Below are 19464 nucleotides of genomic sequence, written 5' to 3'. Positions count from 1 at the left end.
TTACCCCCTCTTAACCCCAAATAGCTCAGGTTTACTCATGATTCCCATATTTAATGCTGTATGAACTAAGAATTTAGTAACTATAATAGCAGTAAACATACTTAACACAATACCTATAATTAATGTTAAGGCAAAACCTTTAACCGCTCCTGAACCAAGGAAATACAAAACTACTCCAGCAATAATAGTAGTTATATTTGAATCCAATATAGAGGATAAGGCTCTATCAAATCCTGAATCTACAGAAGACCTTATAGACTTTCCTGTTCTAAGTTCTTCTTTTATTCTTTCAAAAATTAACACATTAGCATCTACAGCCATACCAATGGTAAGCAAAAATCCTGCTATACCTGGTAAAGTTAAGGTTACCCCTATATATGAAAAAGCTAATAATACTAATATTATATATAGTGTTAATGCTATATCTGCAAGAAGTCCTGGTAATCTGTAATATGCGATCATAAATATAAATACCACTAATACACCTATCATTCCTGCCTTTACCGCATTAGGGAATGCATTAGCTCCTAGTTGAGGTCCTACAGTTCTTACTGATGCTGCCTTTACTTCTAAAGGAAGTGCTCCTGCATTTATTATACCAGCTATCCTTTTAGCTTCTTCTACGCTTCTATTTCCTGTAATAACAGCCTTACCTTGTGTTATAGGTCCTTCTACCACTGGATCTGTTAATAAATCTTCATCCATAAATATAGAAATCTTTTGACCTACAAATTTAGTAGTGGCATCTGCAAATTTCTTTCTTCCTTCTTCACTCATCTCAAGTCCAATTACAGGTTGATTATATTCATTGAATTGAGTGGCAGCTTTAGTTATATCGCTTCCAGTTAATACTTCTTTACCTTCTGGATCTTTAAAGGTAAGTTTACCGGTTTTTGAAAGAGCATCTACTATTCCTTGAGAATCATACATTCCTGGAATGTCAATTCTTATACGCCTATTACCTTCTGTAGTGACTACTGTTTCGCTTACACCTATCTTATTAACTCTCAAATTTAGAAGTTCTTTAGTTCTTTCTAGCTCCTCAGGTTTTACCTCTTTATCAATTATTTCTAAGAGAACAGATACTCCCCCTTGAAGGTCCAGACCTTTAGTTATTAGCTGTTCAAAGGATTTAACTCTATATCCACCTATTACTACCCCTTTAGCACCTATAAAAGAAAAGAGCGCTATTAATACAACAGTAACTATGAATATTATATTGCTTCTAGCTTTTGTTTTCATTCTTATCCCCCTCTGTTATGCTGTTAAAATTAATTATATTATCATTTACAATTATAGTCAATAAAAGGTAATTATTCCTGAGGCTCCATTGTATTTGCTTTTAAAGCAATGGCACATTCAATACGCTTTTTCTGTAGTTCACAACCAATTTCATAAGGCACATGGATATCTCCATTAAAGTTAAAGTTATTTGCTTGACAGCCTCCACTACAATAAAACCTTGCCCAGCATTCTTTGCATTTTGGCTTATTATATATGTGAGCTTCCTTAAATTCATTAGAAATTTCCATATTTATTTCTTCATCATCGTTTATATTTCCTAATAAGAAATCATTATTGCCTACAAACTGGTGACAAGGATATATATCTCCATCTGGTGTTATAGCTACATACTCGTGACCTGCTCCACATCCAGATATTCTTTTATAAACACAAGGGCCTCCATTTAAGTCTATATTGAAATGGTAGAATTTAAATTCATTACCCTCCTGGTGTCTCTTAAGCATTTCTTTATATAACTTATCATATTGCTTAAAGATCACTGGAATGTCTTCTCTTCTTAAGGATAATTCATGTTCATCAGGTAAAACTACTGGCTCCACGGATATTTCTTTAAAGCCTTCATTGGCAAGAGACATGATATCTTCAAAAAAGTCTGTATTATTTCTTGTAAAGGTTCCTCTTACATAATATTGCTTTTCTGGATCTCTACGAGAAACCATGGATTTAATTTTAGGTAAAATTCTATCATAACTTCCACTGCCGTCTACCCTTACCCTTACCTGGTCATTTATTGACTTTCTACCATCTATAGATAGAACTATATTCCCCATATTTTTATCTATATATTCCATTATTTCATCATTAAGTAAAGTGGCATTGGTGGTCATAGTAAATCTGATGTTTTTATTATATATTTTTTCTTGTTCCCTAGCATAATCTACTATTTCTTTTATAGTATTAAAAACCATTAAAGGTTCTCCACCAAATAAGTCCACTTCTATATTTTTTCTTGGTCCGCTATGCTTTATTACCCAATCTATTGCTTTTTTTCCTATACTTGCCGGCATAGGTTTTCTACATCCTTTATATTCACCTTCATCAGCAAAACAGTATTTACATCTTAAATTGCAATCATGTATTATATTCAAGCAAAGAGCTTTCACATAAGATGGATTATTATCATTCATAGCTATATGTTCATATAAATCCATAGAATACAACATACCTTCACTTACTAACTCTTTTATATCATTATAAGCTTCTTCTATGTCATTTTCGTTATATTTACTTGTTAAAGCATTTTTTAAATCTTCAAGACCTTTAAGCTTGTCCTCATCTATTAAATCATATACTAGTTCATCTACTAAATGTACAGAACCAGAATTTACATCGATTACGTAGAATTCCTTATCTTGAATAAATTTGTGCACTAATGTCATTATTGTTCCTCCTTAACCAAATACAAGGCAGTAACAGTTACGTTACTGCCTCCATAAGGTATTTTTAATTTTCGCAAGCTAGATTAGCAACTGTGCAGGAAGTTTTGCAAGCTGATTGGCAGGAGTTTGCACATTCTTTACATCCTGGCTTCTTTAAACTATTCTTAATGTTTGATTTGTTGATTGTTCTAATATGCTTCATCTAAAATTCCTCCATTCTAATACTGTACCTGAATATTATAGCATATCTATGTTAACCTGGAAATAGTTTTTACATATTGATTCCAAGCATTCCTGATAATGCTCCCACTGTAATTGCTAGGATAAGTCTATACAAATCCTTATTAGTAAAGGTAACTTGTTTGTTTAAAGCTGCATAAATAATAAATAAGCAAAATACATATCCTACAGCCACTACTATTCCTGTTAGCCACCCTTTTTTATTTATACTTCTAGATGCATATACTGTGCCTAAAAAAACACTGAGACAGGTGATTACAACACTGGATACATTTCTTGTTGCTATGCTGATATCCATAAATGTCATAACCAAACTTAAAATAAATACTAATGAGATGGTAATCACTAAGGCGAAAATAACACCTTTCATTATCTTTTTAAAATACTCTAATCTATTCAATAAAACACCCCCTATTTACTATTAAATATGTAAATAAGGGGATGAATATTACTATTTTTCAGTTTCTTCAGTTTTAGTTACTAAATTAGAAATACCTTGTTTTGAAAGCTTAAATCTTCCTTTATCTGGGCCGCTTTCTACTATAACAAAGTCATCTTGGATATTTACAATTTTCCCAATGATGCCCCCTCTTGTTATAATTTCATCATTTACTCTTAAATTATTAATCATTTCATTGTATTTTTTCTTTCTTTTATTTTCTGGGATTATAAGAAATAAATAAAATACAATTAACATTCCTATAAGAGGTAAAAATCCTCCTAAAGATGCTAGATTTGGCATATATTTTCCTCCTTACTTAATATAAATTAGACGTTACCACTCCATGCGTGAAGCTTTTCTTCTTTATAATCTTCGAAATAATCACCATCTATGGCATTTCTTATTTCTTCCATTAGTTTATTATAAAAATATAAATTATGCAATACACAAAGTCTCATAGCTAACATTTCTTTTGCTTTAAAAAGATGCCTTATATAAGCTCTAGAATAATGCTGGCATGTAGGACAACCACAACCTTTATCGATAGGATTATCATCTAGTTCATACTTAGCATTCATTATATTTATTTTTCCTGTGGAAGTAAACACATGTCCGTGTCTTCCATTTCTAGCAGGAAGTACACAATCAAAGAAATCTACTCCTCTTTCTACAGCTTCTAAAATGTTGCTGGGTAAACCCACACCCATAAGATAAATAGGCTTATCTTGTGGCAAATATGGTACTACAGAAGAAATAATTCTGTACATTTCTTCATGGGTTTCTCCTACAGCTAAGCCGCCGATTGCATAACCATCCAGGTTCATCTTAGAAATGGTCTTAGCATGTTCAATTCTTATATCATCATAGGTTCCACCTTGATTAATTCCAAAAAGCATCTGTTTATTATTTACAGTACCTTCTAAGGAATTTAATCTGTCCATTTCTATTTTACATCTTTCTAACCATCTTGTGGTTCTGTCTACAGACTTTAAAACATATTCCCTAGTAGAAGGATTTGGGATGCACTCATCAAAAGCCATAGCTATAGTAGATCCAAGGTTACTTTGTATTCTCATAGACTCTTCCGGGCCCATAAAAATTCTTCTGCCATCTATATGGGAATTAAAATAAACCCCTTCTTCTTTTATTTGTCTAAGTTTAGCTAAGGAAAACACCTGAAATCCACCTGAATCAGTGAGAATTGGCCTATCCCAATTCATAAATTTATGTAGTCCGCCCATTTTTCTAACAACTTCATCACCTGGTCTTAAATGAAGGTGGTAGGTATTGGATAATTCTACTTGACATCCTATTTCTTTTAAATCCATAGAAGAAACAGCACCTTTTATTGCTGCTAAGGTCCCTACATTCATAAATACCGGAGTTTGTATAGTTCCATGAGGTGTGTGAAATTCCCCACGTCTTACGCTATTTTTCTTTTTTAATAACTTATACATATTTTCACCTTCCTCACTATTTAATAAACATTGCATCTCCGAAACTAAAAAATCTATATTTTTTACTTATGGCAGTATGGTATGCATTTAAGACATTTTCCTTACCTGCCAATGCGCTTACTAGCATAATTAATGTAGATTCAGGAAGATGGAAATTAGTAATTAGAGCATCCACTATTTTAAACTTATATCCAGGGTAGATGAAAATATCTGTCCAGCCACTTTGTTCTTTTACTTTAGAGCACTCATCACCTATGGTTTCTAAGGTTCTGCAAGAGGTAGTACCCACGGCTATTATCCTTTTACCCTTTCTTTTAGTGTCATTGATAATATCTGCTGTTTCTTTGCTCATTATGTAATATTCTGAATGCATTTCATGTTCTTCAATCTTATCCACTTTAACCGGCCTAAAGGTTCCAAGCCCTACGTGAAGAGTGACGTATACTATATTTATTTTTTTATCCTGGATTTTTTCTAATAACTCTTTTGTAAAATGGAGTCCTGCTGTGGGAGCAGCAGCTGAACCTTTTTCTTTAGAATAAACGGTTTGGTATCTTTCCTTATCTTCTAAGCTTTCGTGTATATAAGGCGGTAATGGCATTTGGCCTAATTCATCTAATATTTGTTCAAAAATCCCTGTATATTTAAATTTTATTATTCTGTTTCCATTTTCTAAAACTTCTTTTACTACGGCTTTTAATTTACCCTGTCCAAAGGTAAATTCAGCACCTGGTTTAGCTTTCTTTCCAGGTTTAGCAAGGCATTCCCACTGGTCTTGTGAAATACGTTTCAATAATAGAAATTCAATTTTCCCGCCAGATTCTATCTTTTCCCCTATAAGCCTAGCAGGTATTACTCTGGTATCATTAAGTACTAAAGTATCACCTTCATTTAAATAGTCTAAAATATCTTTAAAAATCCTGTGTTCTATATTTCCAGTTTCTTTGTTTAAAACCATAAGCCTTGAGGAATCTCGTTGTTCCAATGGATGTTGGGCAATAAGCTCTTCAGGCAAATCAAAATTAAATTCACTAACTTCCAAATTAAACACCTTCTTTTGTATTATCATTATTGTCAAAAAGTCCAAGCTGATCGTTTTTCTCTTCTGGCTTGGTTCTTTTTAGATGTGCATATGCTTTATCTGAAGCAACTCTTCCCCTGGGAGTTCTAATTATAAATCCTCTCTGAAGAAGATAAGGTTCATATACATCTTGAATGGTATCTAACTCTTCACCTATAAAATAGGATAAAGTTTCAATACCTACCGGTCCACCATTAAAATTATCCACTATAGCTTCTAAAATTTTATTGTCAATTCTATCAAAGCCTTCTCCGTCTACTTCTAGAAGCTCTAGAGCTTGCTTTGCAGTTTCACAATTAATACTTTCATTTCCCATAACTTCGGAGTAATCTCTAACTCTTTTTAATAGCCTATTAGCTACTCTAGGAGTACCCCTAGATCTCTTGGCAATTTCCAATGCGCCTTTTGTATCTATTTTGCAACCTAAAATACCAGCAGATCTAACTATTATTTCCTTTAACTGCTCATCATCATAGTACTCCATGGAGCAAAGCACTCCAAATCTATCCCTTAAAGGAGACGTAAGCATACCCACTCTGGTGGTAGCACCTATCAAAGTAAACTTTGATAAATCCAACCTTATAGACTTCGCTGAAGCACCTTTTCCTAAAACTATATCTAAAGCATAATCTTCCATAGCAGGATATAGAATTTCTTCTACGGTTCTATTTAATCTATGTATTTCATCTATAAATAGCACATCGTTATCCTTTAAAGTGGTTAAAATAGCCGCTAAATCTCCAGCCCTCTCTATGGCTGGTCCAGAAGTTATTTTTAAGCTTCCTTTCATCTCTTTAGCAATGATGTTTGCTAAAGTAGTTTTCCCTAGTCCGGGTGGACCATATAATAGCACATGATCTAAAGCTTCATTTCTCATGCTCGCTGCTTTTATAAATATTTTTAGTCTTTCCTTAACCTTGTCTTGACCAATATATTCACTTATTTTTTGTGGCCTTAAACTGTATTCTGAAGCAAAGTCCTCACCCAGGGTAGATGTGGTTATAATTCTGTCATCCATTTTTATATCCCCCTAACCCATTAAATATTTTAAAGCTTCCTTTATAATGTTTTCTATAGTTTCAGCTTTATTTACTTTTTCTAAAGCTTTGTTAGCCTCTCTTTCAGTATATCCTAAAGCTAGTAGCGCTTGAAGGGCTTCTGATATATTATTATCTTTAGATATGTCTTCTGCATTATTAGCTATAATACCTGCAACCTCTTGGCCTTTAAGTTTATCTTTAAGTTCTAAAATAATCCTTTGAGCTATTTTTTTACCTACACCCGGTGCTCTAGTAAGGGTTTTTTCATCCCCTATTAATATAGCATATTTAAGATTGTGCACTGAAGATATAGACAGTAAGGATAAGGCTGCTTTAGCTCCTACACCATTTATGGTCAATAGCAAATTAAACATTTCTCTTTCTTCTTTACTAAAAAAGCCATAAAGGCCTATGAAATCTTCTCTTACCATCTGCTCAATATAAAGTAATACCTCTTCTTCCTTTTTGGGAAGCTCAGATATAGTACTTCCAGATACTGAGATTTTATACCCTATACCATTATTCTCCACTACTACATATTCCTTATGCATGCCCATGTAAATACCTTTAATATAATCATACATTGACCTTCACCTCAAAATTATCACTAATATCACAATTCGCTCTTACTTAAAAATACATATTCTACTTTAGCATTTAAAATAGAATTTATCAATAATTCACTGTACATGAATAAAAAAACATCCTCAAAAACTCAATACCTTCAGTAGATATTATTAAGTACCCTACTGAAATCTTAAGCTTTTGAGGAATAATCTTTTAAATCTATGAATCATATTCACTTAATGCATCTAATGCTTCTTCTTTGGTGTTAAACATAAACTCGTGATTTTTAACTTTATTCTTTTCATAATCTTGCAAGTCATCAATCTTTCTCTTACTTATATCCTGTTTTTTGTCTTCAATAAATAACTTTCCTTCATCATTGCACTTATATATACATATATAGCCCTCTTCCGTAACTCCTAAATAAAATTTATTTTTAAGCAGTGCTTTTTCAGAAGACTTTATAAATATTAATTCTTTATCGCTTTTACTTTCCAACTTGTAATTTTTTTCTGTCATAAATTTTTCTAAAGACTCTCTATCAGCCTTTCCAGTATAATTAAACTGCTTTATAAAGTCTTTATATTTCATAGCCTTATAATTTGTATACTCTCCGGTTTTATCATCTTTACTTTTTGTAACTATGCTGGTATCTTCACTTAGTTCTAACCCTGAAGAAAAAGTACTTTTATCCACGTCCTTGCTTTTTTCTTTAAACAAGTTAGTTTTGGAAAAATAATAGCTTAAGGAAAATATACTTATAAGTGCAGTAATTGCTAAAATAGTTATAATGGTTATCTTTCTTTTCACATTACATCACTCCCTATAGGGAATTATGTCCATGTTTAGATAAAATATACACATTTTAAAATGGCATTCTTTAAATTCATCACCTAATTTAAAGAATGCCATTTTCTATAATAGAATATATTTATTATTCGTCCCAACCCTCTGGGAATTCTGCATTGTGGTATACGTTTTGAACGTCATCATCATCTTCTAAAGCATCTAGAAGCTTTTGGAAGCTAGTAGAAGTTTCTTCATCGATAACTGTATATGTATCAGGTACCATTTTGATTTCAGCTTCTAAGAATTCTACGTTATTTGTTTCCATAGCTTCTCTTACTGCACCAAAATCTTCTGGGGTAGTGGTAACTATATAAACTTCTTCTTCAGAAGAAAAGTCCTCTGCTCCAGCTTCTAGTGCCATCATCATCATTTCATCTTCATCTATACTGTCATTTTTTTCTATAACTATTTGACCTTTTCTTTGGAACATAAAGCTAACGCAACCTGTGGAACCTAAATTACCACCATGCTTTGTAAAAGCATGTCTAACATTACCTGCTGTTCTGTTCTTATTATCTGTTAATGATTCTACTATCACTGCTATTCCTGAAGGACCATAACCTTCATATATGATATCTTCATAATTTACAGAATCTAATTCTCCAGCTGCTTTTTTAATGGCTCTTTGAATATTATCCGAAGGCATATTTACAGACTTTGCCTTAGCAATTACATCCCTTAACTTTGAGTTAGTATCTTCACTAGGACCACCATTTTTTACTGCCACCATAAGCTCTTTACCTATTTTAGTAAAGATCTTTCCTCTTTTAGCATCAACTTTACTCTTTTTCGCCTGTATATTATGCCATTTTGAATGACCTGACATAGCTAATCCTCCTAACATTTAGACTTTTACTTAAATGAAAAAACAATAAATATTATATCACATGGTTTCTTTCTATTCAATGTTAGCTTATTTACTATTGCTATACATTTTCATAATAGTTCTTTTCTTCTTTAAAAAATATTTCTGCCTCTTCCTTAGTTATTGAAGCTTTACCTCTAGATATATCAATTATCTTCTCTATCATACTTTCACAGTCTTCACCTATGAAAGTTATGATTACATTTTCTCCATATTCTATGTCCTTTACAAACCATAAATTCTGTTCTGCTGTATATTGAAGCTTTCCTAACAAGTCATAATCTATTTTTACATGGAGTTTATGAGCATATACCTTATTCACTATTCCCCCAGCTTTTACAGCTATACTAGCCCCTTTAGTGTATGCTCTAGTTAATCCTCCAGCCCCTAGGAGAACCCCTCCAAAATATCTAGTAACCACAACAACCGTATCCGTAAGTTCATTCTTTTTAATGACCTCCAGTACTGGTATTCCCCCTGTTCCTTGTGGCTCACCATCATCACTATATCTTTGTATCCCTTTATTTTCTCCTACGATATAAGCATAAACATTATGCCTAGCTTCCCTATTTTCACTTTTAATTTTATTAATAAATTCTTTTGCTTCTTCTTCTGTTTCAATCCTCTTAACGTATCCAATAAAGGTAGATTTTTTTTCTTCAAATTCATCACTAGCTTCTCTTTTTATGGTTTTATACATGATTTCTACCTCCCATCCTGCATAAAAAATACCCAATTAAGGGTATATATAATATTTTATAAACTTGTCACATGCCTGGCACCATAATATTAAATATAATATACATTTTCTTTTAATATAACATCGCCATCTTCTGATTTATAATCTCTATACTGCCTTTTAATATAATTATTTTTCCATAGCTCTTTTAGTATTTCTTCAATATTAATATCATAGCCTTGAAAAAGTTTATCAGTTTTTATATCTGTAGCACTTAAAACTTTATCTTTAGACTTCATGTAATCTAAAAGCAAGGATGCACTGCTTTTTAAAACTTCCTTTAAATTATCTTCTATATATTTAACTAAATCTTTAATAACTTCAGAGTCCTTATCACAACTGAAAAATATTTTATCTACGTGATGTTTAAAGTCATTATTTAAATTCATAGCTAAGGATATGGTATCTTTGTTTACCATATATCCTGAATTATTCACATATAATCTGGAATAACTTTCAATACATCTTATGGATAGAGCATAGGAAGTGTATATTTTTTCATTTTGAATATACTTTTTACATACCCCTAAATCCTTTAAAAGATCCCCTAGATAAACCATATTCCATTTATCTTTGTCTATATCAGAGAAATACCTTCCCCTATTGTAGATATTGGTAATATCAAAATCTTTGGAAAACACTAATTTTGAGGAAGCAAATACCCTGTGAAGAAATCCTCCTCTAAAATTACTATCGCTGAGCTGTAAAAACTTTTGTTTTGACATTAACTTTACATGTATTGGAACACCATAATATTCCGTATAAATATTTTCCATTTCCAATTCTTGTCCTTCCTTTATAACAAAGAGGTCAATGTCGGATTCATCCCATAAATCTCCGCTTACCATGCTACCAAACACCATAACAGCCAGTATTTTACCATTGTTTTTTAATTCTTCTATAATTTTATTATAAGCTTTTTGATATTTAATAATTATATTGTCCATAATGCATCCCCCAATTACCTATAATTGTAACCTAACAACTTAATTATCACATAAATTCATTATTAATACAAATCTTTTCCATTTTATCACATTTATAGCAATAAAAAATGTGAGTACAACAGGTAGAGTTTTCTAAAGGCATATTTGCAGTGTAATCATCTAAATATTCATCATCTCTACCTTTTTCAGCCATGAGATTTCCGCATTTTGAACATCTTATTGAAATATTATATAATTTATTGCAAACAGGGCATATTCTTTCCATGAACATCACCTCATAAATATTATGATTCTATGTTTATAAATTATACTTTGAATATGCCCTATTTTCATTCTATTATATATTTAGCACATTTATTATACACTTCATCATCTACTTGAGCTTTTATAAAAGTCCCAGTATCCTTATAATCCTCTTCTAGAACCTTTCCATTTCTATGAATAAATGCTGTAACGCTTTGATCAGAATAAGGAATTAAAAATTCAGCAGTTTTAAGGGTATAAGGCAGCTTTTTAGAAATGCTTTCTAAAAGAATATCTAAATTTATATTATGTTTTGCCGAAATTTCTTTATATTCTTTTTCTCCTATAGCTAATTTAATTACATTTAAATTTTCTTCAGTGGATTTATCTATTTTATTTAAAAGTATAATAGTTGGTTTATTTAAAGCGCCTAATTCAAACAATACATTATCCACTGCATCTATTTGCTCCAAGGCTTCCTCTGAGGATGCATCCACCACATGTAATAGCAAATCTGAATATATAACCTCTTCTAATGTAGATTTAAAAGCTTCCACCAGTTCATGAGGCAATTTTCTCACAAAACCCACAGTGTCCGTTAATGTAACAGGCCTATTATCAGGAAGTGTTATAGCCCTGGTGGTGATGTCTAAAGTAGCAAATAGCATATCTGCTTCAAAAACTTTTTCTTTTTTAAGCATATCTTTTTCTGCTGCAATATCCACTAATGCATTTCTTAAAGTAGATTTTCCTGCATTGGTATACCCTACCAATGATACCCTTGGTATGTTTTGCTTGTTTCTTTTTTCTCTTTGAGTCTCCCTATTTCTTTTAATCTTTTCTAGTTCACTACTAAGGTCATAAATTCTTTCTTTTATGTGCCTTCTATCCGTTTCCAACTTCTTTTCTCCAGGTCCTCTAGTGCCTATACCACCCCCAGTACGGGAAAGAACTGTTCCTAAGCCTGCTAACCTAGATAGTCTATACTTTAATTGAGCTAATTCTACTTGAATTCTAGACTCTCTACTTTTTGCCCTAGTAGCAAATATCTCCAATATTAACGTAGTTCTATCTATTACCTTTACTCCAATGGCTTCTTCTAGATTTCTAACTTGAGAGCCTGAAAGTTCATCATCAAAGATGATAACATTAGCTCTATAAGCCTGCCTTAGAAGCGCTATTTCTTCCACTTTACCGCTGCCAATATAATAAGCAGAATCTATTTTACTCCTATTTTGATAAACACTATAAACTACGGGTATCTCGCAGGCACTAGAAAGTTCAGAAAGTTCCTCTAAACTCTCCTCACTGTCACATCCTACTATTATAGCTCTTTCACCATTATCCTCTAAAACATTGGAATCTTTTATTATATTTTCAGAATACTGAATTCTATCTAAAATATTCATATTAATAGCTTTTTCCATAGTAAGATTATTTAATGTTTCAGCCATTAACACATCATTTTCTATACCACAAAATCCTAATGATAAATCTGTAATATTTTCATCATAAACCCCAACTGCCACAAGACAATCTAATTTTAATTTTATTAACGCCGATACATCTAAAGCAGACAATCTAGAGTTACCGTTAGGATGAGTGTGGATAATTCTAATTCCTGATAGCTTTCTTTCAGAAATATCTATTATAGGTATCTCTACCATGCCACTATCACCAATGGATACATTAATCACATTACCTTTTCTATCTATAGCTATACTAATTTCTCTTTCAATATAAGAGGTTACAGAAACCATAGTATTTATTATTTCTTCTGTAGCTATGGAATATTTAGGAACTTTAATATCGTATAACTTTTCAAGTAATTGAAGCTGTGAATTTCTAACTCCTTCAATATTTCCATTTATCATATAAGCACCTCCATAAGGCCTTTATTTAAGGGCATTTAACTCAAATCTATACTTCTTGACAACTTTCATTTAATTTTATACTATAAGAACAACGTTGTAAATATGTTATTATAGTTTGGAGGATTAACATGGAAGAGAAAAAGAGGAACATACTTATTGATGAAAATTCCATAAAAGACAAAATCAAAATTGTTGCTGGCACTATTACTAAAGATTATACAGGTAAAAAACTATATGTTCTTTCTTTACTTAGAGGCAGCTTTATTTTTACAGCTGACCTTGTACGTGAAATAACTACTGATGTGAAAATTGGATTTATGACAACTTCAAGTTATGGACACGGTGAAGAAAGCACAGGTATTGTAAAAGTGGTTAATGATATCCCTGATGATATAACTGGTTATGATGTTTTAGTGGTAGATGATATTATAGATTCTGGTATTACTATGGATTTTGTTATGAATTATGCTAAAGAAAGAGGAGCTAATTCTGTAAAATCCTGTGTTCTATTAGATAAACCTTCTAGAAGAAAATTAGATTTAACTCCTGATTACTGTTGTTTTGAAATAGAAGATGTTTTTGTAGTGGGATATGGTTTAAATTATGGAGATTATTACAGAAATATACCTTACGTATTTAATTGGGAAGAATAGGTGTTAATTTAGAATTTAAAATTTAGAATGAATGATAGTTTTTCTGAAAAAGAATCAGAATAACTTACAATATAGAATCCCCTGTTTTTAACAGGGGTTTTTTATACTTTTAATAGCTATTGTTGATAATAGAGTTCTTTTATTTAGGATCAAGATCTATATTAGTTCTTGGAACTTTACCCACTATAATGGTTTCCACTATAGGGATTTCTGTCTTAAGCTCTACTTCCCTGCTCTGTAAGGGTATGATTATTCTCACCTTTGATTCCATATTCAAATAAATCTTATGCCTAGTTTGATTAATACCTGCAGTTTCAAATTTAGAATCATAACTGGTTTTAGTATGTCCTATAGGTTCCATTTTTATTGTAATCTTTGGTCCCCAATAAGACATTATATTATTTTTAGTAATATATCCTATAGGGAACTTAATGCCCATATTCCCTATATTAGAAATATCCTTTTGAGACTTTAAAGCTACCGAAGATGCAAGATTATTCATTTTTAAAGTATCCGTTCTAACCATGGTTATATACCCGTCTACATCTTTTTCTATCTTAACTAGTTCATCATAATTAAACCCCTCTTTGTAAATTAAAAGTGCATTAGCGCTTATTATTTCGCTAACTTTAGCTTTAATCTCACTTTCTGCCACTATTATTACAGTGGGCATAACTATTCTGTCAAAGGCATAAATAAATATACTAAATAATAAAAATAATATAGAAAGAACAAAAAATACTTCTGTTTTAAATTTGGATTTTTTCTTGTATTTGTTATACTTTAGCATAGGCCCCCCATTAATTAATTTTCTAGTGTAATCAATTTATTATTATGCTATAATAAGTTATATTATTTTAAAATCCAGGAATTTCTTTTTATTTGCTATACATACTTACAATGATAAGGAGGAAAACATGGGAGAGAAAAAGAAACCAAAAAATAAAAAGAACCGAAAAGCTGGCAGAATTTTTAAAGTTGTTGCCTTAACCATATTATTTATTATATTAACTGCAGCTGTAGGTGGCGGAGGATATGTTTATGCTGTTATAAAGTCAGCCCCTCCTCTTGATGTCAAAGAAATTTTAACCTTAGAACAGATATCAAGAATATATGATAATAAAGGTGAATATATGGACGACGTTCCTACAGAAGTAAAAAGGCACGTGGTTCCTATAAGTAAAGTGCCAAAAAATCTTCAAAATGCCTTTATAAGTATCGAGGATGAAAGATTTGAAAGTCATAACGGCATCGATCCAAGAAGAATTTTAGGAGCTATTTATACCGATGTTAAAAAGATAATTTCAAAACAATCAGGGATGCATGGTGCTTCCACCATTACTCAACAGTTATTAAAAAACACCGTGTTAACTAATGAAGTAAGTGCAACAAGAAAAATTCAAGAGATGTATTTAGCAATAAACTTAGAAAAACAACTTTCAAAGGATCAAATATTAGAGGCATATATGAACACCATTCCTTTAGGTGGTATTACATATGGTGTTGAAATGGGCTCTCAGTATTACTTTAATAAAGATGTGGATCAGCTAAATTTATTAGAATGTGCTTATTTGGCAGGGGTAACACAAAGTACAGATAAATATAATGCTCTTACCACCAATTCACAAAAAAATCCTACCCCTTATATTAATAGAACCAAAACTGTTTTATCTAAAATGAAGGAAACTGGAAAAATAAATAATGACGAATATACTGCTGCAATGAATGATTTAAATGCAGGAAAACTTCAAAAAACCTTTGCAGATGTAATCGCTCTTAGAAAAGTTGAAAACCCCAATAAATTAAACTTTGAATGGTTTTCAAGACCTGTAATAAATCAAGTGAGAGATCACTTGAAAAATAAGTATAAATATACTAATTCTGAAGTAGAAAAAGTTTTATTAAATGGCGGGCTTCAAATTTATACCACTATGGATAAAGCCATTCAAGAAAATACCCAAAAGGTTTTAGACGATGATAAAACCTTTGGAATAAAATCCCATTTAGACAAAAATAAGACTATTCAACCCCAGGCTTCTGCTGTGGTAATGGATTATAAAACAGGACAAGTAAAAGCCATAGTAGGTGGAAGAGGTGATCAACCCCCTGGATCTTATAATAGAGCCTATGACTTGAAGAATTTTCATAGACCTCCAGGATCTTCCCTTAAGCCATTAACAGTTTATGCCCCTGCTATAGATACAAAATTTGCTACTGCAGGAACTGTTGTTGAGGATAGTCCATTAACAGATCAAATGAAAAAGACTTACCCTAATTATGAACCTAACAACGATAATAAGCGTTTCAGAGGTTACGTAAACCTTAGAGAAGCTATTAAGTATTCTATTAACTTAGTTGCTCTTAAACTAGAATATGAAATGGGTGTTAAAACCGGAGCCGCTTATGCTGAAAAATTCGGTATAGATTTTAATAATGTTCCTGATGAGAAGGGTAGTATAGCTGCTCTTGGATTAGGAGAATTTTGGGGTACTAACCCTTATTATATGGCTGCTGCTTACGGAACTTTTGGTAATAATGGTATGTACACTGAACCACTTTTGTATACCAAAGTAGTGGATAAGACTGGTAAAGTACTTTTAGAAGCCACCCCTGAACAAAGAAAAGTTATTTCACCTCAGACGGCTTTTATAATGTACGATATGCTTAAAGGACCTCTAAGCTATTCAGCCACCAAAGCTAAATTTGGTGATATGCCTGTAGCCGGTAAAACCGGTACATCCTCAGAAAATAAAAATGTGTGGTTTTCTGGATTAACTCCTCACCTTTCCGCCGCTGTATGGGTAGGTGAAGATATCCCTGCAAAATTAAGTATAAACAGTAATCAAGCTGCCGCAGCTTGGAGCAAGATAATGAAAAAAGCCAATGAAGGTCTTTCTACCAATGATATAGAGAAGCCTAGTGGCATTGTAAGAGCTTCTGTTTGTGCTGATTCTGGTTTGCTTGCTACAGATCTATGTAAAAAAGATCCAAGGGGTAGTAGAGTAGTTACTGATTACTTTTTAGAAGGTACAGTTCCAACATCCTTATGTGATGTTCATGTGGAAGCTGAAGTTAATTCTTCCAATAATAAACTAGCCAATGAAAATACCCCTGCTGAATTAAGGGTTAAAAAAGTATTTATAAAAAGAAATTACAAACCTAGTAAGGCTTTAGAAGACGATAAATATGTTCTTCCTACAGAACAGGATGATACTAAACCAGTACCAGTTCCTACAACACCACCTACAACACCACCTACCGGTAATACCACTAACCCTGGTGGAGGAAATGGAGGAAATAATAATACTGGTAATGACACCGGAAATGGTAATAGCGGAACTCCTCCCAATGGGAATGGTGAGCCACCTGCTACTTAAAATTAAAAAACAAAGCGTGCATGAGTGCACGCTTTATTTTTTTGAAACATATTTATTATCTTTTATATAAAATCTCCACAAAAAATCCTTTGCTTCTTCTGCATAGTCAATGCCTACCCTTTTAGCTAACACAATATCCTTTTTATTAATTTTCTCCCCTTCCACTAAATATAACTTATCACCTAAAAGATTCTCGCCATTTAGAGTCCTATCTATGTTTAGTGCTTTGCAAAGCTTTCCTGGTCCGTTAGATAGGTTGACCTTTTCTCTGTTGGTTAATTCTTCATAGAACTTCTTATATCTATTCTTGCACATTAATTCTATTCCTTCTACAGGCTCTAGAGCTCTAATAAGAACAGCCTGAGGTGTTCCAACTTCTTCACATACTATATTCATGCAGTTATACATGCCATAAATAAAATAAATATAAGCCCTGGCAGCCTCTCCAAACATAACCTCAGTTCTTAAAGTTCTCCTATTATTATAAGAGTGAGCTGCTTTATCTTCCGCCCCCCTATAAGCCTCTGTTTCAACGATTTTTCCAGCTAATACTTCCCCATTTACTTCACTAACTAATATTTTCCCCAGTAGTTTCTCTGCCACTATAAGTGAATCTCTATTATAGAATTCTTTTGTAAGTTTCATCTTAAATACCTCACTATGTATTTTTTCATATAATAAAAGCATGCCTTTAAATAAAAAAATAATACCTTTTATAAAGCATATTATCTACATTTTGCTTTATAAAAGGTATTTGGTCAAGACTATGAAATATTAATATCTCTAGTTGCAATTACATCTACACCTGTACCTGCAACATTTTTAACTATTATGTCACCTATCTTTATAGGTGCTTTTACTTTAATGTCCTTTAGTTCCTTTATACATTGAAACATAAGACTTTTTGGAATATCATTTTGTGTTTTAACAGGCAGCATCGGTACGTCGCCATTTATCACTGGCACTATGCTAGTTACAATTCTAGTAGGATTGGTACATTCCTTTACGCCATATTCTTCTCCTCTTATACATGTATTTCCAGTAACCTTTAATACCTTACCTTCCTCTAGGGTAACTTCTAGATTACAACCTAATGGACATCTTATACATGTTAACTCCCTTGTCTCCATATATTATGCCTCCTTAATTTCTATAGTAATTTCTTTTAAATCATCTTTGTCTACTATATTTTGCTTTTTAATTATTATCTGTTCCATTTCCCCTGGAGTAACAACTCTCTTTTTAACGTGACTTATTCTATCATCACCCAATTTTACATCTAAGAAGGAATTTTTATATACATTATCCACCCTGAATCTAATTAGAATATCACCATCTAAAGTATTTTTATCTATATAGTAAGGTACGGTATATCTAACCCCTTTTCCAGTTTTTATAGATATCTTATCCTCATCTTTTTTACTTCCTTTAATATATGAAGCAGCATTTTTTCCTGCAGCATAAGATTCCTGAGTTACATAATCTACTAGGTCATGAACATGTAATACATTACCACAGGCAAAGATACCATCTATGCTAGTTGAAAGATTTTGACTCACTATAGGCCCTCCTGTAATAGGGTTTAAATTGATATTTGCTTTTCTTGAAATATCATTTTCAGGTAGTAATCCTACAGATAAAAGCAAAGTATCACATTCTATATACTCTTCTGTTCCTGGTATAGCCTGTCTATTTTTATCTACTTCAGCTATAACTACACCTTCCACTCTTTCCTTACCTCTAATTTCTATTACTGTATGGCTTAATTTTAGTGGAATGTTAAAGTCATCCAAGCACTGTACTATATTTCTATTTAATCCACCTGAATATGGCATTAGCTCTACTACAGCTTTAACTTCTGCTCCTTCAAAAGTCATTCTTCTAGCCATTATAAGACCAATATCCCCTGATCCTAATATTACAACTTTTTTACCAGGCATATACCCTTCAATATTTACAAAATGCTGAGCAGTTCCGGCTGTATAGATACCTGTACATCTGCTTCCAGGTATATTTAGTGCGCCTCTAGGTCTTTCTCTGCAGCCCATAGCCAAAATTATGGCTTTAGACTTTATAGTTATTACCCCTTCTTCTGAATTAATAGCTGTAACCTCTTTATTTTCATTTAGATCTATAACCATGGTATTAAGTTTATAATCTATATTTAACTCTTTTATTTTAACAGCAAATCTTTGGGCATATTCTGGTCCTGTGAGCTCTTCCTTAAAAGTATGCAATCCAAACCCATTATGAATACATTGATTTAATATTCCACCTAAAAAATTATCTCTTTCTATAATTAATATTTTATCAATTCCCTCTTCTTTTGCGCTAATGGCTGCTGCCAACCCAGCAGGGCCTCCTCCTATTATAACTAAGTCATAATTTAGCATTCCCATCACTCCC

Annotated in this window: 21 protein-coding genes; 2 read left to right on the top strand and 19 right to left on the bottom strand. The window is 32.2% G+C overall.

Features of this window, described 5'->3' with window-relative positions; all coding sequences use genetic code 11:
* The 15 genes from secD to hflX all read right to left on the bottom strand — a co-directional run bounded on the left by secD (position 1) and on the right by hflX (position 13028).
* Complete coding sequence (gene secD / locus BUA82_RS03395) at positions 1–1242, bottom strand: protein translocase subunit SecD (protein ID WP_073004648.1); 1242 nt, start codon at positions 1240–1242, stop codon at positions 1–3.
* Positions 1243–1313: 71 nt separating this feature from the next.
* A complete protein-coding gene (scfB, locus tag BUA82_RS03390; protein ID WP_073004646.1) occupies positions 1314–2684 on the bottom strand; it encodes a thioether cross-link-forming SCIFF peptide maturase in 1371 nt (456 codons plus the stop codon).
* A gap of 64 nt (positions 2685–2748) precedes the next feature.
* A complete protein-coding gene (gene scfA, locus BUA82_RS03385) occupies positions 2749–2886 on the bottom strand; it encodes a six-cysteine ranthipeptide SCIFF (protein WP_073004644.1) in 138 nt (45 codons plus the stop codon).
* A 69-nt stretch (positions 2887–2955) separates the two neighbouring features.
* On the bottom strand, positions 2956–3324 hold the full coding sequence (locus tag BUA82_RS03380) for a TIGR04086 family membrane protein (RefSeq protein WP_083599758.1): 369 nt from the start codon (positions 3322–3324) through the stop codon (positions 2956–2958).
* Between the two features lie 51 nt (positions 3325–3375).
* Positions 3376–3666, bottom strand: coding sequence for a preprotein translocase subunit YajC (yajC, locus tag BUA82_RS03375; protein ID WP_073004642.1), 291 nt, complete (start codon positions 3664–3666; stop codon positions 3376–3378).
* Positions 3667–3692: 26 nt separating this feature from the next.
* Positions 3693–4823, bottom strand: a complete 1131-nt coding sequence (tgt, locus tag BUA82_RS03370) for a tRNA guanosine(34) transglycosylase Tgt (protein WP_073004639.1) — start codon at positions 4821–4823, stop codon at positions 3693–3695.
* Between the two features lie 16 nt (positions 4824–4839).
* On the bottom strand, positions 4840–5892 hold the full coding sequence (gene queA, locus BUA82_RS03365; protein ID WP_423230442.1) for a tRNA preQ1(34) S-adenosylmethionine ribosyltransferase-isomerase QueA: 1053 nt from the start codon (positions 5890–5892) through the stop codon (positions 4840–4842).
* Positions 5867–6922: a Holliday junction branch migration DNA helicase RuvB gene (ruvB, locus tag BUA82_RS03360; RefSeq protein WP_073004637.1), complete on the bottom strand. Its 1056-nt coding sequence runs from the start codon at positions 6920–6922 to the stop codon at positions 5867–5869. Before ruvB ends, queA begins: the two co-directional genes overlap by 26 nt.
* A 12-nt stretch (positions 6923–6934) precedes the next feature.
* Positions 6935–7528 carry a Holliday junction branch migration protein RuvA gene (gene ruvA / locus BUA82_RS03355; protein WP_073004634.1) on the bottom strand — a complete coding sequence of 198 codons (594 nt, stop codon included), beginning with the start codon at positions 7526–7528 and terminating at the stop codon, positions 6935–6937.
* A 202-nt stretch (positions 7529–7730) separates the two neighbouring features.
* Positions 7731–8321, bottom strand: coding sequence for a hypothetical protein (locus tag BUA82_RS03350; protein ID WP_073004632.1), 591 nt, complete (start codon positions 8319–8321; stop codon positions 7731–7733).
* Positions 8322–8445: 124 nt separating this feature from the next.
* Positions 8446–9186 (bottom strand): YebC/PmpR family DNA-binding transcriptional regulator, encoded by a 741-nt coding sequence (locus BUA82_RS03345; RefSeq protein WP_073004630.1) that lies wholly within the window; start codon positions 9184–9186, stop codon positions 8446–8448.
* A gap of 100 nt (positions 9187–9286) precedes the next feature.
* Positions 9287–9928: a YigZ family protein gene (locus tag BUA82_RS03340; RefSeq protein ID WP_073005143.1), complete on the bottom strand. Its 642-nt coding sequence runs from the start codon at positions 9926–9928 to the stop codon at positions 9287–9289.
* An 86-nt stretch (positions 9929–10014) separates the two neighbouring features.
* A complete protein-coding gene (locus BUA82_RS03335; RefSeq protein ID WP_073004628.1) occupies positions 10015–10911 on the bottom strand; it encodes a nucleotidyltransferase domain-containing protein in 897 nt (298 codons plus the stop codon).
* A gap of 46 nt (positions 10912–10957) precedes the next feature.
* Entirely contained in the window at positions 10958–11176 is a 219-nt protein-coding gene (locus BUA82_RS03330) for a hypothetical protein (protein WP_073004626.1), read from the bottom strand.
* A gap of 64 nt (positions 11177–11240) precedes the next feature.
* A complete protein-coding gene (gene hflX / locus BUA82_RS03325) occupies positions 11241–13028 on the bottom strand; it encodes a GTPase HflX (RefSeq protein ID WP_073004623.1) in 1788 nt (595 codons plus the stop codon).
* Positions 13029–13156: 128 nt separating this feature from the next.
* On the opposite strand from hflX, the gene hpt reads away from it, so the two are divergent.
* On the top strand, positions 13157–13681 hold the full coding sequence (gene hpt, locus BUA82_RS03320) for a hypoxanthine phosphoribosyltransferase (protein ID WP_073004621.1): 525 nt from the start codon (positions 13157–13159) through the stop codon (positions 13679–13681).
* Between the two features lie 139 nt (positions 13682–13820).
* Here the strand turns inward: hpt and yunB are convergent, their stop codons facing one another.
* Positions 13821–14471 (bottom strand): sporulation protein YunB, encoded by a 651-nt coding sequence (yunB, locus tag BUA82_RS03315; RefSeq protein ID WP_073004618.1) that lies wholly within the window; start codon positions 14469–14471, stop codon positions 13821–13823.
* A gap of 127 nt (positions 14472–14598) precedes the next feature.
* Here yunB and BUA82_RS03310 point away from each other — a divergent pair, with 127 nt between their 5' ends.
* Positions 14599–17058 (top strand): transglycosylase domain-containing protein, encoded by a 2460-nt coding sequence (locus tag BUA82_RS03310; protein ID WP_073004617.1) that lies wholly within the window; start codon positions 14599–14601, stop codon positions 17056–17058.
* Positions 17059–17091: 33 nt separating this feature from the next.
* On the opposite strand, the gene BUA82_RS03305 is transcribed toward BUA82_RS03310, so the two are convergent.
* The 3 genes from BUA82_RS03305 to BUA82_RS03295 form a co-directional block, all read right to left on the bottom strand.
* Positions 17092–17703: a DNA-3-methyladenine glycosylase gene (locus BUA82_RS03305; RefSeq protein WP_073004616.1), complete on the bottom strand. Its 612-nt coding sequence runs from the start codon at positions 17701–17703 to the stop codon at positions 17092–17094.
* Positions 17704–17822: 119 nt separating this feature from the next.
* Positions 17823–18188 carry a DUF1667 domain-containing protein gene (locus BUA82_RS03300; RefSeq protein WP_073004615.1) on the bottom strand — a complete coding sequence of 122 codons (366 nt, stop codon included), beginning with the start codon at positions 18186–18188 and terminating at the stop codon, positions 17823–17825.
* A gap of 3 nt (positions 18189–18191) precedes the next feature.
* A complete protein-coding gene (locus BUA82_RS03295) occupies positions 18192–19451 on the bottom strand; it encodes an NAD(P)/FAD-dependent oxidoreductase (RefSeq protein WP_073005140.1) in 1260 nt (419 codons plus the stop codon).
* Positions 19452–19464: the final 13 nt, after the last annotated feature.

Source organism: Clostridium amylolyticum (assembly GCF_900142075.1).
Lineage (GTDB): Bacteria > Bacillota > Clostridia > Clostridiales > Clostridiaceae > Clostridium_AA > Clostridium_AA amylolyticum.
Note: the sequence above shows the minus strand (reverse complement) of the source record. Positions and strands in the feature narration are given on the sequence as shown.

Coding starts and splice junctions, on each gene's coding strand:
- secD (WP_073004648.1), bottom strand. CDS start 1,242: ATGAAAACAAAAGCTAGAAGCAATATAATATTCATAGTTACTGTTGTA.
- scfB (WP_073004646.1), bottom strand. CDS start 2,684: ATGACATTAGTGCACAAATTTATTCAAGATAAGGAATTCTACGTAATC.
- scfA (WP_073004644.1), bottom strand. CDS start 2,886: ATGAAGCATATTAGAACAATCAACAAATCAAACATTAAGAATAGTTTA.
- yajC (WP_073004642.1), bottom strand. CDS start 3,666: ATGCCAAATCTAGCATCTTTAGGAGGATTTTTACCTCTTATAGGAATG.
- tgt (WP_073004639.1), bottom strand. CDS start 4,823: ATGTATAAGTTATTAAAAAAGAAAAATAGCGTAAGACGTGGGGAATTT.
- queA (WP_423230442.1), bottom strand. CDS start 5,892: ATGATAATACAAAAGAAGGTGTTTAATTTGGAAGTTAGTGAATTTAAT.
- ruvB (WP_073004637.1), bottom strand. CDS start 6,922: ATGGATGACAGAATTATAACCACATCTACCCTGGGTGAGGACTTTGCT.
- ruvA (WP_073004634.1), bottom strand. CDS start 7,528: ATGTATGATTATATTAAAGGTATTTACATGGGCATGCATAAGGAATAT.
- BUA82_RS03345 (WP_073004630.1), bottom strand. CDS start 9,186: ATGTCAGGTCATTCAAAATGGCATAATATACAGGCGAAAAAGAGTAAA.
- BUA82_RS03335 (WP_073004628.1), bottom strand. CDS start 10,911: ATGGACAATATAATTATTAAATATCAAAAAGCTTATAATAAAATTATA.
- BUA82_RS03330 (WP_073004626.1), bottom strand. CDS start 11,176: ATGGAAAGAATATGCCCTGTTTGCAATAAATTATATAATATTTCAATA.
- hflX (WP_073004623.1), bottom strand. CDS start 13,028: ATGATAAATGGAAATATTGAAGGAGTTAGAAATTCACAGCTTCAATTA.
- hpt (WP_073004621.1), top strand. CDS start 13,157: ATGGAAGAGAAAAAGAGGAACATACTTATTGATGAAAATTCCATAAAA.
- yunB (WP_073004618.1), bottom strand. CDS start 14,471: ATGCTAAAGTATAACAAATACAAGAAAAAATCCAAATTTAAAACAGAA.
- BUA82_RS03310 (WP_073004617.1), top strand. CDS start 14,599: ATGGGAGAGAAAAAGAAACCAAAAAATAAAAAGAACCGAAAAGCTGGC.
- BUA82_RS03305 (WP_073004616.1), bottom strand. CDS start 17,703: ATGAAACTTACAAAAGAATTCTATAATAGAGATTCACTTATAGTGGCA.
- BUA82_RS03300 (WP_073004615.1), bottom strand. CDS start 18,188: ATGGAGACAAGGGAGTTAACATGTATAAGATGTCCATTAGGTTGTAAT.
- BUA82_RS03295 (WP_073005140.1), bottom strand. CDS start 19,451: ATGCTAAATTATGACTTAGTTATAATAGGAGGAGGCCCTGCTGGGTTG.